Source organism: Bradyrhizobium denitrificans, from assembly GCF_013179005.1.
Taxonomy (GTDB): Bacteria; Pseudomonadota; Alphaproteobacteria; order Rhizobiales; family Xanthobacteraceae; genus Bradyrhizobium; species Bradyrhizobium denitrificans.
Genome location: NZ_JABFDP010000001.1, coordinates 54,510 through 68,658 on the forward strand (window position 1 = coordinate 54,510; position 14,149 = coordinate 68,658).

The following is a 14,149-nucleotide window of genomic DNA, read 5'->3' on the forward strand; positions in this document are numbered from 1 at the left end:
AGAGGCACAATGCTCTGCACGACCGTAAGCCAGCTGATCGGCCAGACGCCGGTGATGCCGATTGCCGTTCCGAACAGGAATGCCAGCCTGGTGCTCAAGCTCGAGAAGAACAATCCGGGCGGCTCGATGAAGGACCGGATGGCGCGCAGCATGGTGCTTGCCGCGCTCGAGGACGGCCGGCTGCCGCCGGGCGGCACGATCGTCGAATCCTCATCCGGAAACACCGGAATCGGATTGGCGATCATTGCCTTGGAATTGGGCCTCCGCTTCATCGCCGTCGTCGATCACCACGCCGCCCCAGACAAGATCCGCATGATGCGGGCGCTGGGCGCCGAGATCCGCTATGTCGAAGGCGACTACCGGGAGGACGAGGTGGCGGTGGTGGCGCGGCAGCGGCTGGCGGCGCAGCTCGGTGCCCAGCTTCCCGGCGCCTTGTTCATGAATCAGTCGGACAATCCGGCGAATCCGGCCGGCTATGCCGGCTTTGTCGAGGAGCTTCTGACGCAGCTTCCGGACGGCGTCGACGCCTATGTCGGTTGCGTCGGCACCGGCGGTTCGATGACGGGAATCGCGCAGCGATTGAAGAAGCTCAATCCCGCGGTCCGCACCGTCGCCGTCGAACCTGCTGGCTCGATCGTGTTCGGCAAGCCCGGCCATCCCTATTATCAGTCCGGCACGGGAACACCGGCAGGAGACGACATCGGCAAGGTGCTCGATTATTCGTGCATCGATGAAGGCGTGCAGGTCACCGACACGCAGGCGTTCGAAACGGCACGATTCATCGCGCGCCGCTACGGGCTCCTGGTCGGAGGATCGACCGGAGGGGCGATCTACAAGGCGCTCGAATTCATCGCGGCCGGCAAATTGTCCGGAACGGTGCTGACGCCGGTCGCTGATGGCGGCGAGAAATATCTCGGCTCGATCTTCGACGATGATTGGATGGCCAAGCGCAATCTGCTGGATCCGGCCGTCGCCATGCAGCTCGAGGCCTGGCTCCCGGGCCGGGCGCGTGCAGCATGAGGGTGGCCATCTGCGGTGCGGGCCGCACCGGGCATGCGAACGCCGTGCTGTTCAAGCAGCGGCCCGGCGTCAGCGTGTCGGTCCTGACAGGGGCAGCCGATGTCGCCGAGCGGTGGGCGAGCGGCGACCAGATCTGGCGCGCCCATACCCGCGATGGCGATGTCCTGAGCGGGCGCCCCGATCACGTCGGCACCGATCCGCGCGAGGCGCTCAGGGATGCGGACATCGTCATCGTGACGCAGCCGGCCCATGCACGCCCGGCGCTGCTGCAGCAGATCGCTCCCCACCTGCCCCGCGACAAGCGGGTCCATGTCGGTGCGATCCCCGGTTTCTGCGGCTTCAACTGGCTTGCGGCGCAGGCGCTGGCCGGGATGGACAATGTGGTGATCTGGGGCATGAAGGACGTGCCGCATACGGCGTTCGATCTGGTCGCGGGCGAGCAGGTGCGCATCGGAGGCGCGAAGTCGCAGCTGTTCGCAGCGCTTCATGGCCGCGACAGCGCGACGAACGGGGCCGAGCTGCAGGCGATGCTGGCACGTCTCTACGACGCTCCGGTGCTGCTCCTGCAGAACTACCTGGAGATCACGCTGACGCCGGGCAACGCGCTCATGCATCCCGCTGTGCTCTATGCCCTGATCGGTCCCGGTGCACCTTGGGAAAACAAGCCGTTCGACGGTCCGCTTCGTTGGTGGAGCGATTGCCCGCGCGCCGGAGCCGAACTGCTCGAGGCCTGTGACGCCGAGAACCAGGCCATCTGCAAGGCGGCCGAAGCGCGTCTTGGCATCGACCTCAGCTCGGTGAAACCGCTCCGCCAGGAATTGATCGAGGCCTATGGCGCCCAGATCGCGGACGATCGGACGATGTATTCGCTGTTGCGGACCAACCGGGCCTATGCGGGCATTCGTGCGCCGCTCGTCGCCAACCCGGACGGGCCCGGGTTCGTCATCGATCGCGCCAGCCGCGCCTTTCACGAGGACATCGCCTGCGGCCAGGCACTGCTCGTGGCCTTGGCCGCACGGCTCGCGGTTGCCACGCCGTCGATCGCGAAAACCTACACTTGGGCGCTCAACTATCACGGCGGGTTCACCGCCGGTGTGCCGAGCTGCTTGCCCGCCAACTGGCCGGAGGACGTCTGATGGATGAGACATTGCCCGGTGTCGCGGCCGATGCCGAGGTCCAGGTTGACGAGGCGCGATTGCGCGCGAACGCGTCGCGCAATGCGCTCAACCGGCTCGTCCGCTGTCTGTTCGCCGAGCGTCTGCTCGATGCTGAAGCGTTGCTGTGGGCGCACGATGCCAACCAGGCATGGCTCCCGCTGTGGCAGCAACGCCTCGTGCTGCATTTCAGCGACCTCAGGCGCGCGCCGGCCAGAACCCTGCGCAATCGCGGCGCCATCGATGTCGTGGATGAGGCCGGCCGCCGGCGCCGGATCGATGGTCCCGCCGAGCTCATCACGCTTGTGGCGCCAGCGCTGGCGATCTCGCCGGCGCCGGATGGCGTCGCGACGCTGATCCGCGACGTCGAGGACAGCATGCGCAATGACGTCATGGCGCGGCGTCACCGCGACAGCTGGAGCGCGGAGTTGCGGACGCAGGTGGCCGATGCGGGCGAACCGGGCCTGCTGGCCTATCTCGCCGACAGCCTGCCGTCGCATCTGGCGGCGATGACGCTCGATCAATGGGGGGCGCTGGAGGGCCATCCGTTCTATCCGACGTGGAAGGCCAAGCCCAATCTGGCGCCGGACGACGTCGCCGCCCTGTCGCCGGAATTCGGGGCGCGCGTTCGCGTCCGCGTGGGCGCGCTGCGCAAGCAATGGGCCTATGTCGAAAAGATGCCTCATGTCGAAAGCTATGCGGACTGGTTCGCGCAGAACTTTCCCGATCTCTGGCAGGACTGGGTGAAAGGATTGCACGAACGCGGCCAATCGGCCGATGATTGGCTGCCGCTGCCGGTCCACATCTGGCACCTCGACCATTTCGTGCGGCGCGAATTTGCCGCCGAGATCGCAGCCGGGGTGTTCGATCCGGATGGTCCGGACATCGTGACCCTGCCGTCGATGTCGTTCCGCACGATGCTGCCGTTCAGTACGCAGCCGCGCCCCTTCATCAAATTGCCGGTGGCGATCTGGATGACGAGCGAGCAGCGGACGCTGCAGGCCAAATCGATCCATATGGGACCGCGGCTCAGCCGTCTGATCGCCGACATCCTGTCGCAAGAGCCCGAGCTTCAGGACAGTCTGGAGATCTTCACGGAGGAACTCGGCGCCATCCTGCATCATCCCACGACTGGCGATGAGCATCCGGGTCGCTTCCTCTCCGTCGTCTACCGCAACTCCGACGCGCTGGCGCGCCATGATGGTCTGCTGCCGGTCACCGTGGCCGCGCTTCTGACGGCAAGCCCGATCGACGGCCGGCCGCTGCTCTGCGAACTGATTGCGCGCTCTGGCGACCAGAGTGAAGCGGCGCCGGTGGCATTCTTCCGCGCCTATGCCGCGATCGTCGTGCGGCCGGTGCTTGCGATGTATCTGCTCTATGGCGTGGCTTTCGAGGCGCATCAGCAGAACAGCTCGGTCCTGTTCGACGCCACCGGCCGCCCGCGCAAACTTCTGATCCGCGACTTCGGCGATGGCCGCAGCTTTGCGCCGCTGTTCCAGCAGCGCGGCCACCGGATCGAGCCGTTTACGCGCGAGGGCATTCTGCCGACGACCTTTGATGACGATATCAGCCTGGTGCGCTCGTTCGTCATCGATGCCTGCTTCGTCTGCCACCTGCATGAGGTGGCGCTCTGCCTGGATGAGCATTATTTGTTCGCGCACACCACGCCCTGGCATATCCTGCGCGAGGAGATCGAGAGCGCCTTCGACGCGCTCAGGCCGCGCATGTTGTCGGACGCGTTCTGGCTGGACGAACGCAAGGCGTTTCTCGAGCAGCCATGGCCCACGCGTTCGGTGCTGCGGATGCATTTGGAGCGCTACCGCGACTATCGCGTCGAGCACGAATTGCCGAATCCGGTGGCGGATCTGGCATGACGTCCGCGTCCGCCGCGCTGCGCGGCTTCGGTCCCGTCGTCGGTCTGCTGTTCGGGCTGCAATTCGTGTCGATGGGCGCCATGGAAATGAGCGGCCCGTTCTGGCCGATCCAGATCAAGCTGCTCAGTCCGTCGGAGGGAGCTTTTGGTCTGGCTGGGATCGGCGTCTATCTCGGCCCGATGATCGGAATGTCGGTGACCAGCGCCTTCTGGGGGCGGATGGGTGATCGCTACGGCAACCGGCTGATGATGGTCCGGGCGCTGATTGGCCTCGCGGTCACGCAGTTGCTCGTCGCGGCGGCCGCGGATGTGTGGACGATCGTGGCGCTGCGCACGCTGCAGGGCGGCTGCGCCGGCTATATCGCGCCGGCTCAGGCCTATGGCGTGCAGATCACCGGCGGAAAGGATCGCGCGCGCCTGTTCGCCTGGCTGCAGATCGCCACCAATGTCGGTTCGATGGGCGGCGCATTCCTCGGCGGCCTCATTCTCGATCGCATGCCTTTCGCGGCGGTCAACCTGACCGCCGCCGCGATTTGTGCGCTCTGTGCCGCGCTCGCCTGGTTGAGCCTGCCCATGCCGACGCGCGCGGCGCCTGTCGCTCCTCTCCATCGCGAGCCTGTTGCGGCGCCCGGCGCGGCGGGCGCGGTTTCGATCCCCGCGGTCCTGATCCTGATGGCGATGCTGCTGGCCAGCCGCATGGTGCTGCAGGTTCCGTTCTCGCTGTATATGAGCCAGATCTTCGGCGCCCGGCATTGGATGATGGGCGTGATCTATGGGCTGCTGGCCTGCGGCTTCGTCGTCGCTGCGCCATTCTGGGCCCGGCTGGTCGAGCATCGAAGGCCACGCGACGTGCTCGGCGCAAATGGGCTGATTGCTGCGGCTTGTGCGCTGGTGACATATCTGGCGGGCGGCACGGATTCCGTCGCCCTGTTCGCGCTGCTTTATTTCATCTGGGGCATGTTGCTCGGCGGAACCACGCCTCTGCTTCTCGCCCTCGTGTCGGCCGCAGCGGCCCATGATCGACAGGGCTCCGCTTTGGGTCTTGCCCAGGCGCTGCAGCAGGGCGCGTCCGCAAGCGGAATCATCGCCGGAGTCGTGGCGACGCAGCTCTACGGCATCGAGGCGGCGTTCCCGCTGGTCGCCGCGCTCTATGCGGTGTCGTTCCTGGTGGCGCTCGGCATCTGGCTCGCGGCGCGGTGAGCTGTCACCGGGCGTTCCAGCCAACGGGCGCGCGAGATCCGTTTGCCGGCGCGTCGCGAGGCTCATCCTTGTTTGTTTGTTAACGTCCCCTCCGTACCTTTGCGGATCGAACTGGAGAGGATCGCATGGCGGGAGCATGCACGGGTTGCGCTGACGGAACCGAGTTGCCGTTCGATTTCAAGATGGCGTTCCAGCCGATCGTCGATGTCGGCGCGCACAGGGTCTGGGGCTACGAGGCTCTGGTCCGCGGACCGGCGGGCGAGGGCGCTCACAGCGTGATCTCCCAATTGACGGACGCCCAGCTCTATCGGTTCGACCAGTCGGCGCGGGTGCTGGCGATCGAGACGGCGGGACGGCTGTTCACGGACCCCGCGGCGCGGTTGTCGATCAACTTCATGCCCAACGCGGTCTACGAGCCCCGGGCCTGCATTCAGAAGTCGCTGGCGGCGGCCCGGCGCGCCAACTTCCCGGCTGAGAACCTGATGTTCGAGTTCACCGAGAACGAGCGCATGGCGAGCCCTGATCATGTCGAGCGTATCGTCAAGAGCTACAAGGAGCTCGGCTTCTGGACAGCGCTCGACGATTTCGGCGCCGGCTATGCCGGCCTCAATCTGCTGGCGCGATTGCAGCCCAATCTGATCAAGATCGACATGGAGCTGTTGCGCGACATTCACCGATCCTCGGCCAAGCAGGTGATCGTATCGGGCGTGGCGGCGATGGCCCGCCGGCTCGACATCGAGGTGCTCGCCGAGGGCGTGGAGAACGAAGCGGAGTTCACGGTGCTGCGCTCGGCGGGCATCAACCTGTTCCAGGGCTATTACTTTGCCAGGCCAGCGCTGATGGCGCTGCCCGAGGTGGCGTGGCTCGCCGAGCCTGCGCGTGACGTGGCGCTGGGCTGACGCGCGGAGCCTCACACATCCCTGGCGCTGCCGCCGCCGTTCACTTCATATTCGCCCCCGGTCACCATCGCCGCCGCGTCGGAACACCGCGGCCGGTGAGATATCGTCGGGCTGCAGCCAGCCGACCTTGAGCGCGACGGCGGGGCCGCGCGCGTCCCAGACCTGTTGCGGTGTCGGATGCGCCGGCGCCTCGCGGCCGGTCTCGCGAATGGCCTCGCTCAGCCCGACATCGTAGCGCGTCCGATCCGATGCGCTCAGTCATGGCGCCTTGGTGCGTCTTGCCGCGGCGCAAGAGGTATCCATCCACCCTGCCGACGGCTCGCCGCCAGATCCGCCTCGTTCGCAGTTGCGCCACATGCCTTGGGAGTCCTCGCTGCGCCGCAGGCTTGTCGTCGAGCCGATTCACAGGGGAGTCGCTCGCTCAGCCGGTCAACAGCTTGTCGCTCCAGGACAGTTGAGCTACTCTGATCGTGTTTGTTTTGCTGATTTCTTGCCGATTGTCGTTCGTCTTTTCTGGGGGGCAGCCGCCGTTCGACCCGCCGCTTGTTAGTCGCGGCTCGCGTAGATCTTCTCTGCGTCGTTCTCTCTTCGTGATTCTGTGCGCTGATACGTCTTGCACGGGGATCATCGATCAACACGATCGAACCGTGCCTGATCTTCTGTCGAATCTCTTGCTGAAATTGCAGTCCGGTGGGCGTGTCGAGCCAGTCGCGTTTCCAGCGCTCATCCTGCCGATCCATCTGAAGTGACCGGTCCTTCTGTTTCGTCTCCTCAAGGCCTGACTTAGGAGAGTTTCCGTGAAGAATCCTTTTGAGCGTCTCGACAAGGAGGAGCTCAGGCATCGTTTTCTCGCTGCGAAGCCCGTTCATTGGATCAAGATTGACGGCTTCCTGCCAGAAGCAGACGCCAGGGCCGTGGCCGAGGGCTACCCCGAATTCGATGCTGCGTTACAGATCGGCCGGGCGTTCCGGTCGGTCAATGAGCGCAAGAAGATCCAGATCACCGACAGTTCAAAATTTGCGCCTGCTGTCGCCGAGCTTCATCAGGTGCTGGCGTCCCCCCAGTTTCTGTCCGATCTGGCTTACATCACGGACATGCCAGATCTGCTCGCCGATGATCAACTGGTCGGTGGCGGCATTCACATCACCGGCCCCGGCGGGCGCCTCGACGTCCATGTCGACTTCAACTACCTCGAAGATCGTAAGCTCCATCGACGCCTGAATCTCCTGATCTACTTGAATGATCCGTGGCGCGAGGAGTGGGGCGGCCAGTTTCAGCTCTACGATGCCGAGGTTCGAAGCTGCGAGGCCACATTCGCGCCGATCTTCAATCGCTGCGTCATTTTCGAAACCAACGAGGTCAGCTTCCACGGCGTGATTCCGGTCTCGCCGGCCGCTCCCAATCCGCGGCGGTCGTTCGCGACTTACTACTACACGCGCGAGGCGCCGGCTCATTGGTCCGGCGTCGCCCACAGCACCATATTCAAAGCCCGCCCCGAAGAGCGAATGAAGGGAATGATCTTGATGCCGGCCGATCGCGCCAAGCAAACCGTGTTGGAGCAGGTGAGGATCGCCAAGCGCGGACTCCGGCGTATCTTTGCGCGGCAGATCTGACTGATGACAGACAAGAGTATCGGAACGCGCGTCCTGCGCCGGCTGTGGACGATGGCGCTCGGCGAGAGGTCCTGGGTGTCGCGTACAGGAGACTTCAGAACCCGGGAGCGGTACGGCCTCGTTGGTCGGCCCAATTATGCCTATGGCATGCTGAGAGCGGCGGACACCGCGCGCTATTTCGGCCATGACCAGGTCACGATCGTCGAATTCGGCGTGGCGAGCGGCGCGGGTCTCATCAACATGTCCGACCTCGCGGGCCTCATATCCCAGGAGACTGGTGTCAGCTTCAAGATCTACGGCTTCGACACCGGAGCGGGGTTGCCCGAGCTCCGCGGTCCCAAGGACCATCCGGAGATTTGGAATGCCGGCGATTTCACCATGGAGGACCGTGCGACGCTTGAACGGCGCCTTGCCGGGCGCGCGACGATCATCTGGGGCGACATCGAGCAGACCATCGGGCCCTTTGTCCGTGAGCTGAATCCGCAGGTGCCGGTCGGCTTCGTTTCGGTCGACGTCGACATCTATTCCGCCACGATATCTGCGCTGAAGCTGTTCGACGGCGACGTGTTGAATTATCTCCCGGCCGTGAGCATGTATTTCGACGATGTCGGGTTCTTCTTCGCCAATCATTGGGCGGGCGAGCTCGCCGCCATCAACGAATTCAACGAGGCTCACGCGCTGCGGAAGATCGATCGAGATCGCAGCCTGCCCAGCGACAGGCGTCCTGGAGGCCCACGATCCTGGTATGGGCACATGTACGCGTGTCACCTGCTCGATCATCCGCGGCGCCAGACCTCCATGCCGCGCTCTCAGTTGACGATCAATGCGCATGCAAGGTTCATGACCGAGAATGCGCTGTTCTGACCGACGCGCCGGCCCAGAGCGACGGGGCGGTCAAACCCGCCTGTCGCGCGCATGACTGGCTCGCGCGCGGCGCTCAAAATCGAGAGGTTCTAATCAGCGGCGACCCTCAGGCAGTCCGGGATGTCATCGTCGAGATCTAGGTTGCTGGCCCGAAGGCGTGAGCTGAAGAGGCCGACCGTTGATCTCAGACCGAAACATCCTGACCGCGCTCGCGGTTCTGGCCATCACGCAAGTGATCGGCTGGGGCACCCTCAGTTTGCCGGCCGTGCTCGGTCGCGACATGGCCGTGGATCTCGGGCTGAGCCTGAGCGCGGTGTTTGCGGGCAATTCGGTGCTGTACGTGGCGATCGGCCTGTGCTCGCCCTTGCTGGCCCGGTCGTTCGCGCGTCACGGCGGCCGACGGGTCATGATGGTCGGTACGCTCGTCGCCGCGGCGGGGTTCACGATGCTGTCCGCTGCGCGAGGGCCGATCTCGTATTACATCGCCTGGCTTGGGCTCGGCGTGGCCGGCAGCGCGACGCTGTCGACCGCTGCCTATGTCGTCCTCAACGAGGTCGCCGGCCCTGGTGCGCGGCGCGCCATCGGAGCCCTGATGCTCGTGACCGGCTTGTCGAGCAGCATCTTCTGGCCGGTCAGCGCGGTGATGGCCGCCCAGCTTGGCTGGCGCGGCACGTGTCTTGTCTATGCCGCCCTGCTGCTGCTGGTTTCGCTGCCGCTTCTTGCGGCGCTGCTGCCAAAGCGTCGCAACGAGCAACCGACGCTTGCATCGGATGCCGGTTCTGCGATGGCCCGGCCGGAGCCCAGCCAAGGCACATTCTATCTTTTGACCGCTGCCATCGCCCTCAATGCGTTCGTCACGATGGGACTGAGCGCGGTCTTGATCGAGCTGTTGAAGGTGGAGGGACTGACGGCGCTGGAGGCGATCGGCTTCGGTTCGATGCTGGGGGTGATCCAGATCAGCGCCCGTGCCCTCGATCTGCTGGGAGGAGGGCGCTGGGACGCGATTACAACCGCGCTTGCCGCAGGCCTTGCTCTGCCGCTGGCGATGCTGCTGCTGATGGTGTGGGGCGGCTCTGCCGGCGCTGTGGCGGTGTTCATTGTCGTGTATGGGCTCGGCAGCGGTGCGCTGGCGGTGGCACGTGCGACCATGCCGCTTGTATTCTACGATGGAGCGGCGTTTGCCAAAGCGTCGGCGCAGATTGCGCTCCCGCTCAACCTGCTCTCCGCCACGGCAGCGCCGGTCATGGCCGCCCTGCTGACCAGCTTCGGCAGCAACACTTTGTTAAGCCTGACCCTGATCTGCTCGTCGGCGGCCCTGCTCATGCTGCTGCTGCTCCGGCTGCTGCGCCCGGCCGTTGCGGCGTCGGCATGAGGCGAGCACCCCCATCCGCGTTGGGTGGCAATTCCGAAACAGCGGGTCTGGCCTCGGTCCGAATGCTCTAAAAGCATGGTCGCGCCGGGTGCCGGCGCGCTCCCCGCTCTGCCAACATCCCCCATGCCGCCCGTCATCGCCGACCCCGCTCTGCTGCGCGTTCTGATCGTTCTGGCCACTACGCAGCTGATCGCCTGGGGCACGCTGAGCCTGCCGGCGGTCATCGGCCGGGCGATGGCGGCGGATCTCGGCATGGACCTGACCGCGATTTTCGCCAGCACGACGGTGCTGTACATGTCCATGGGGCTGTGCTCGCCGCTCTTGGCGCGGCCGTTCATCAAGCATGGCGGCCGCCGGGTGATGATTGCGGGCACGCTGCTCGCGGCCCCCGGCTATGCGCTGCTGGCCGCTGCACAGGGCCCCTTGTCCTATTATGCGGCTTGGCTGCTGCTCGGCATTGCCGGCAGCGCGACGCTCTCGACCGCCTCCTATATCGTGCTCAACGAGGTCGCGGGCCTGCGGGCGCGCAGCGCGATCGGCGCCCTGATGCTGGTCACGGGGCTGTCGAGCAGCATTTTCTGGCCGATTACCTCGGCGCTGTCAGCCCATGTCGGCTGGCGCACCACCTGCCTGCTCTATAGCGGTCTGCTGCTCGCGGTATCGCTGCCGCTGTTCGTGTTCCTGCTGCCGCGACGGGTCCACGACCATCTGTCGCCGGCGACCGGTGCCACGGAGTCCGGACCCGTGGCCGTCCCGGCGCGAAGCACCTTCTATCTGCTGGTCGGCGCGTCCGGTCTCAACGCCTTCGTCGCCTTCGGCATGGGCGCCGTCCTGATCGAGCTGCTGAAGGCGGAGGGCTTGTCGGCGGCGGAAGCGATCGGCTTCGGCTCGCTGCTCGGCGTGATCCAGATCAGCGCCCGCGTGATCGATTTTCTCGGCGGCGGCCGCTGGGACGGCATCACCACCGCGATCGTTGCCGGCCTGGCGTTGCCGGCCGCGATGCTGCTGTTGATGCTGAGCCATGGCTCACATGCCGCGATTGCCATGTTCATGCTGATCTACGGTCTCGGCAGTGGCGCGCTCGCGGTTGCGCGCGCCACCATGCCGCTGGTGTTCTACGACAAGGCGGCGTTCGCCAAAGCCTCCGCCCAGATCGGTCTGCCGATGAACCTGCTGTCAGCGGTCGCCGCCCCGATTCTGGTCGAGCTCCTGACCCGCTACGGCAGCAACGCGCCGCTGGCGCTGAGCCTGGTGTGCTCCTGCGCGGCCGTCGCGATGCTGCTGCTCCTGCGGCAGCGTCGGCCGTCCCGCGCGACCGCATCTTGAATCATGATGCGCTTCGCGATCTCATCGGCAGCCGGTTCCCGTCCGGATCATGCTTCGGACGAGGCGCTTGGCTGATTCGCCCGTCCGGCCCGGGGGGCGCTGCCGGCGGCGCCTCACACGACGTGACAGCGCCGTGTTCGTTGTGCGCCCAGGCACGAAGTTCATTCGGAGCTGCAAGCACATCGGCTCGGCCATGGGTGCGCGCCCAGATTTCTTATTTCGCTTTATCGGAAGTCGTGATCCGGCTGAACCTGTGGTTCCAGCCTCGTGCCCTTCCTTTCGCACGGGGGTCGCAGGAACCAGCGGAGACTTGGTCTTCCGCGCACCCTCACGGCTCGAGGGCTTCGCTGCATAAGCTCGGCCGCTTGGCGCGCCGCGAGGACGCGATGGCGCGGACTCGCGAATGGAACTCTTTCGGCGTTCGGTAAGAGAACCAACGGGCGCGACGCCGGCGAATTAACCTAGGTTGGTTTCTGCTACCATCAATGGAACTTTTTGCTTGCTCGCCAAAGCAAGAGTGCCCAGGCGGAGGATCGTCATCCCAAAGACTAATTAGTTTGGTCCGGCGCGCTTCCGCGCATAGCAAACAATTAATGTGCGCTTGGTATCGTGCATACAGCATCTCCAACGAGAACCAGAAAATGCGACACCTGACTGTCTATCAGCGTCTGGCGGCGATCATCGCCGTGATGTCGATCGCACTGTTTGCCGTCTCGGCCATGCAAATCCTGATGCTGCGTCGAACCGTGATCGAGGAACGGCAGACCATGGTCCGCAGCCTCGTGGAATCCGCCGTCAAGGTGCTGAGCTATTATGATGCTGCGGCGACCGCCGGAAAGATCCCGGCGGATCAGGCGCGTCAACAGGCCTTCGCGGCGATCGGTGCCATGCGCTGGGGGCCGTATTCGGATTATCTCGGTGTGTATGGCACCGGACCCGCCGATGCCGGCGTCACCTATGTCCACGCCAAACCGGAATACATCAACGTCAACCGCTGGGGCTACAAGGATTCCACCGGCAAGCTCCTGATCCAGGACATCGTGAGCGCGGCGCGCGCCGGCGGCGGCTTCGTCGAATACAAGGTGCCGCGAGCCGGGGGAAATACCGAGCTGCCGAAGATGTCGTATGTCGGGGCCTATGGCAGCGGCGACAAGATGCTGGCGTTGCAGGCCGGTGTCTATGTCGATGATGTCGATGCCGCCGTGCTCGAGCGCGCGCTCTGGGCCGGTGGTGGCGCCCTGGCGGGGTTGCTGGTGGCCGCGATCGTCGCCTTCGGGCTCGGACGCAGCGTCGTCGCTCCGCTCGACCAGACCTGTGCCGTGATGGACGAACTGAGCAAGGGCAATCTGGCTGTCGAAGTGCCGTTCACCGACCGCAGAAACGAGATCGGGCGCATGGCGCGCAGCCTGCAGATCTTCAAGGATCATCTTGCCGACAGCGAGCGGATCCGTGCCGAGCAGGAGCAGTCCAAGCAGCGAACGGCCGAGGAGCGCCGCACGGTGCTGGCGCGCATCGCCGACGAGTTCGAACGCTCGATCGGCGGCGTGATCCAAACCACCGCGAGCGCGGCCGACGAGTTGCAGACGTCGGCGAAATCGATGTCGGGCATCGTCTCCGGCACGACCGACCAGAGCGCGAAGGTGGCTGCGGCCGCCGAGCAGACGGCCAATAATGTGCAGACGGTGTCGGCCTCCGCCGAGCAGCTGTCGTCATCGATCCAGGAGATTGCCAAGCAGGTCACGCAATCATCGTCGATCGCACAGAACGCGGTGGAGCAGGCAGCCAAGACCGAAGCGATGGTCAACAGACTGGTTCATGCCTCGCAGAAGATCGGCGAGGTGATGGCGCTGATCCAGACCATCGCCGGCCAGACCAACCTGCTGGCGTTGAATGCCACCATCGAATCGGCACGCGCCGGCGAAGCCGGCAAGGGCTTCGCCGTGGTCGCCAACGAGGTCAAGGCGCTGTCGGCGCAGACCGCCAAGGCGACCGAGGAGATCACCAGCCAGATCGAGGCGATCCGCGATGCGACGACCTCTACCGTCACCGCGATCCGCGACATCGGCAGCACGATCGGTCAGATGAACGAGATCACCGAGACTATCGCGGCTGCGGTCGAGGAGCAGGGCGTCGCGACCAAGGAGATCGCGCGTAGCGTCCAGCAGGCAGCCCAGGGCACCCAGGGCGTCATGCAGCACATCGTCGGCGTCCGCGAGGCCTCTGGTCAGGTCGGCGCGGCGGCGGCGCAGGTGCTGAGCGCGGCGGCCCAGCTCGGCAGCCAATCGGATCAGCTCAAGACCGAGACCGGCCGATTCCTCGGCAACGTTCGCGCGGCGTGAGCCCGGCGGCGAAGGGAGACACCTCACCCGTCGCCGACGATCTCCGCGAGACGATCGAGCAGCACGGCCTGCGCCGAATTGATGCGTTCTCTCGCCTCGGCGAGGCCGAACCAGGCGGCGCGGTCCACCTCGGGAAAGCGTCCGATGCGGCCGCTGCGTGGTGGCCATTCCAGCTCGAATTCGTTGCTGACGATGGCATCGGCATCGAGATCGGCCTCGGCAGCGAACGCCTCGACCACCTTGCGGCCGCGCTGCTTGATCTCGCCGAGCCCGATCAGTGGCGTGGTCACCGCGGTGCCGAGCTCCTCGGCAAATTCGCGCCGCGCCGCCACCTCGGCGTCTTCTCCGGCGCCGAACTCGCCCTTCGGAATCGACCAGGCGCCGCGATCCTTGTTGCGCCAGAACGGCCCGCCTGGATGCACCAGCAGCACCTCGAGCTGGCCGCCGGTTCGGCGAAAGGCGAGCACGCCCGCGCTGCGCGCCGACATG

Annotated in this window: 11 protein-coding genes; 10 read left to right on the top strand and 1 reads right to left on the bottom strand. The window is 65.4% G+C overall.

Annotated features, from left to right (window positions below):
* The first annotated feature begins 9 nt into the window (after positions 1 to 9).
* From HL671_RS00170 to HL671_RS00215, 10 genes are all read left to right on the top strand, one after another.
* Complete coding sequence (locus HL671_RS00170) at positions 10 to 1,020, top strand: PLP-dependent cysteine synthase family protein (RefSeq protein WP_012040954.1); 1,011 nt, start codon at positions 10 to 12, stop codon at positions 1,018 to 1,020.
* Positions 1,017 to 2,156, top strand: coding sequence for an NAD/NADP octopine/nopaline dehydrogenase family protein (locus tag HL671_RS00175; RefSeq protein WP_041750288.1), 1,140 nt, complete (start codon positions 1,017 to 1,019; stop codon positions 2,154 to 2,156). Before HL671_RS00170 ends, HL671_RS00175 begins: the two co-directional genes overlap by 4 nt.
* Positions 2,156 to 4,048, top strand: coding sequence for an IucA/IucC family protein (locus tag HL671_RS00180; protein ID WP_172235281.1), 1,893 nt, complete (start codon positions 2,156 to 2,158; stop codon positions 4,046 to 4,048). The genes HL671_RS00175 and HL671_RS00180 overlap by 1 nt, the downstream gene beginning before the upstream one ends.
* Positions 4,045 to 5,247: an MFS transporter gene (locus tag HL671_RS00185; RefSeq protein WP_012040957.1), complete on the top strand. Its 1,203-nt coding sequence runs from the start codon at positions 4,045 to 4,047 to the stop codon at positions 5,245 to 5,247. The genes HL671_RS00180 and HL671_RS00185 overlap by 4 nt, the downstream gene beginning before the upstream one ends.
* Positions 5,248 to 5,372: 125 nt before the next feature.
* The gene (locus HL671_RS00190) at positions 5,373 to 6,146 is read left to right on the top strand and encodes an EAL domain-containing protein (protein ID WP_172235282.1); all 774 of its coding nucleotides are present in this window, start codon (positions 5,373 to 5,375) and stop codon (positions 6,144 to 6,146) included.
* Between the two features lie 797 nt (positions 6,147 to 6,943).
* Positions 6,944 to 7,759, top strand: coding sequence for a 2OG-Fe(II) oxygenase (locus tag HL671_RS38880; RefSeq protein WP_012040960.1), 816 nt, complete (start codon positions 6,944 to 6,946; stop codon positions 7,757 to 7,759).
* Between the two features lie 3 nt (positions 7,760 to 7,762).
* Positions 7,763 to 8,623, top strand: coding sequence for a hypothetical protein (locus HL671_RS00200; protein WP_172235283.1), 861 nt, complete (start codon positions 7,763 to 7,765; stop codon positions 8,621 to 8,623).
* 178 nt (positions 8,624 to 8,801) lie between these two features.
* A complete protein-coding gene (locus tag HL671_RS00205) occupies positions 8,802 to 9,995 on the top strand; it encodes an MFS transporter (protein ID WP_172235284.1) in 1,194 nt (397 codons plus the stop codon).
* A gap of 123 nt (positions 9,996 to 10,118) precedes the next feature.
* Positions 10,119 to 11,321, top strand: coding sequence for an MFS transporter (locus HL671_RS00210; protein ID WP_172235285.1), 1,203 nt, complete (start codon positions 10,119 to 10,121; stop codon positions 11,319 to 11,321).
* 641 nt (positions 11,322 to 11,962) lie between these two features.
* Complete coding sequence (locus HL671_RS00215) at positions 11,963 to 13,660, top strand: methyl-accepting chemotaxis protein (protein WP_012040964.1); 1,698 nt, start codon at positions 11,963 to 11,965, stop codon at positions 13,658 to 13,660.
* 23 nt (positions 13,661 to 13,683) lie between these two features.
* On the opposite strand, the gene HL671_RS00220 is transcribed toward HL671_RS00215, so the two are convergent.
* Positions 13,684 to 14,148: an NUDIX hydrolase gene (locus tag HL671_RS00220; RefSeq protein WP_012040965.1), complete on the bottom strand. Its 465-nt coding sequence runs from the start codon at positions 14,146 to 14,148 to the stop codon at positions 13,684 to 13,686.
* Between the last annotated feature and the right edge of the window lies 1 nt (position 14,149).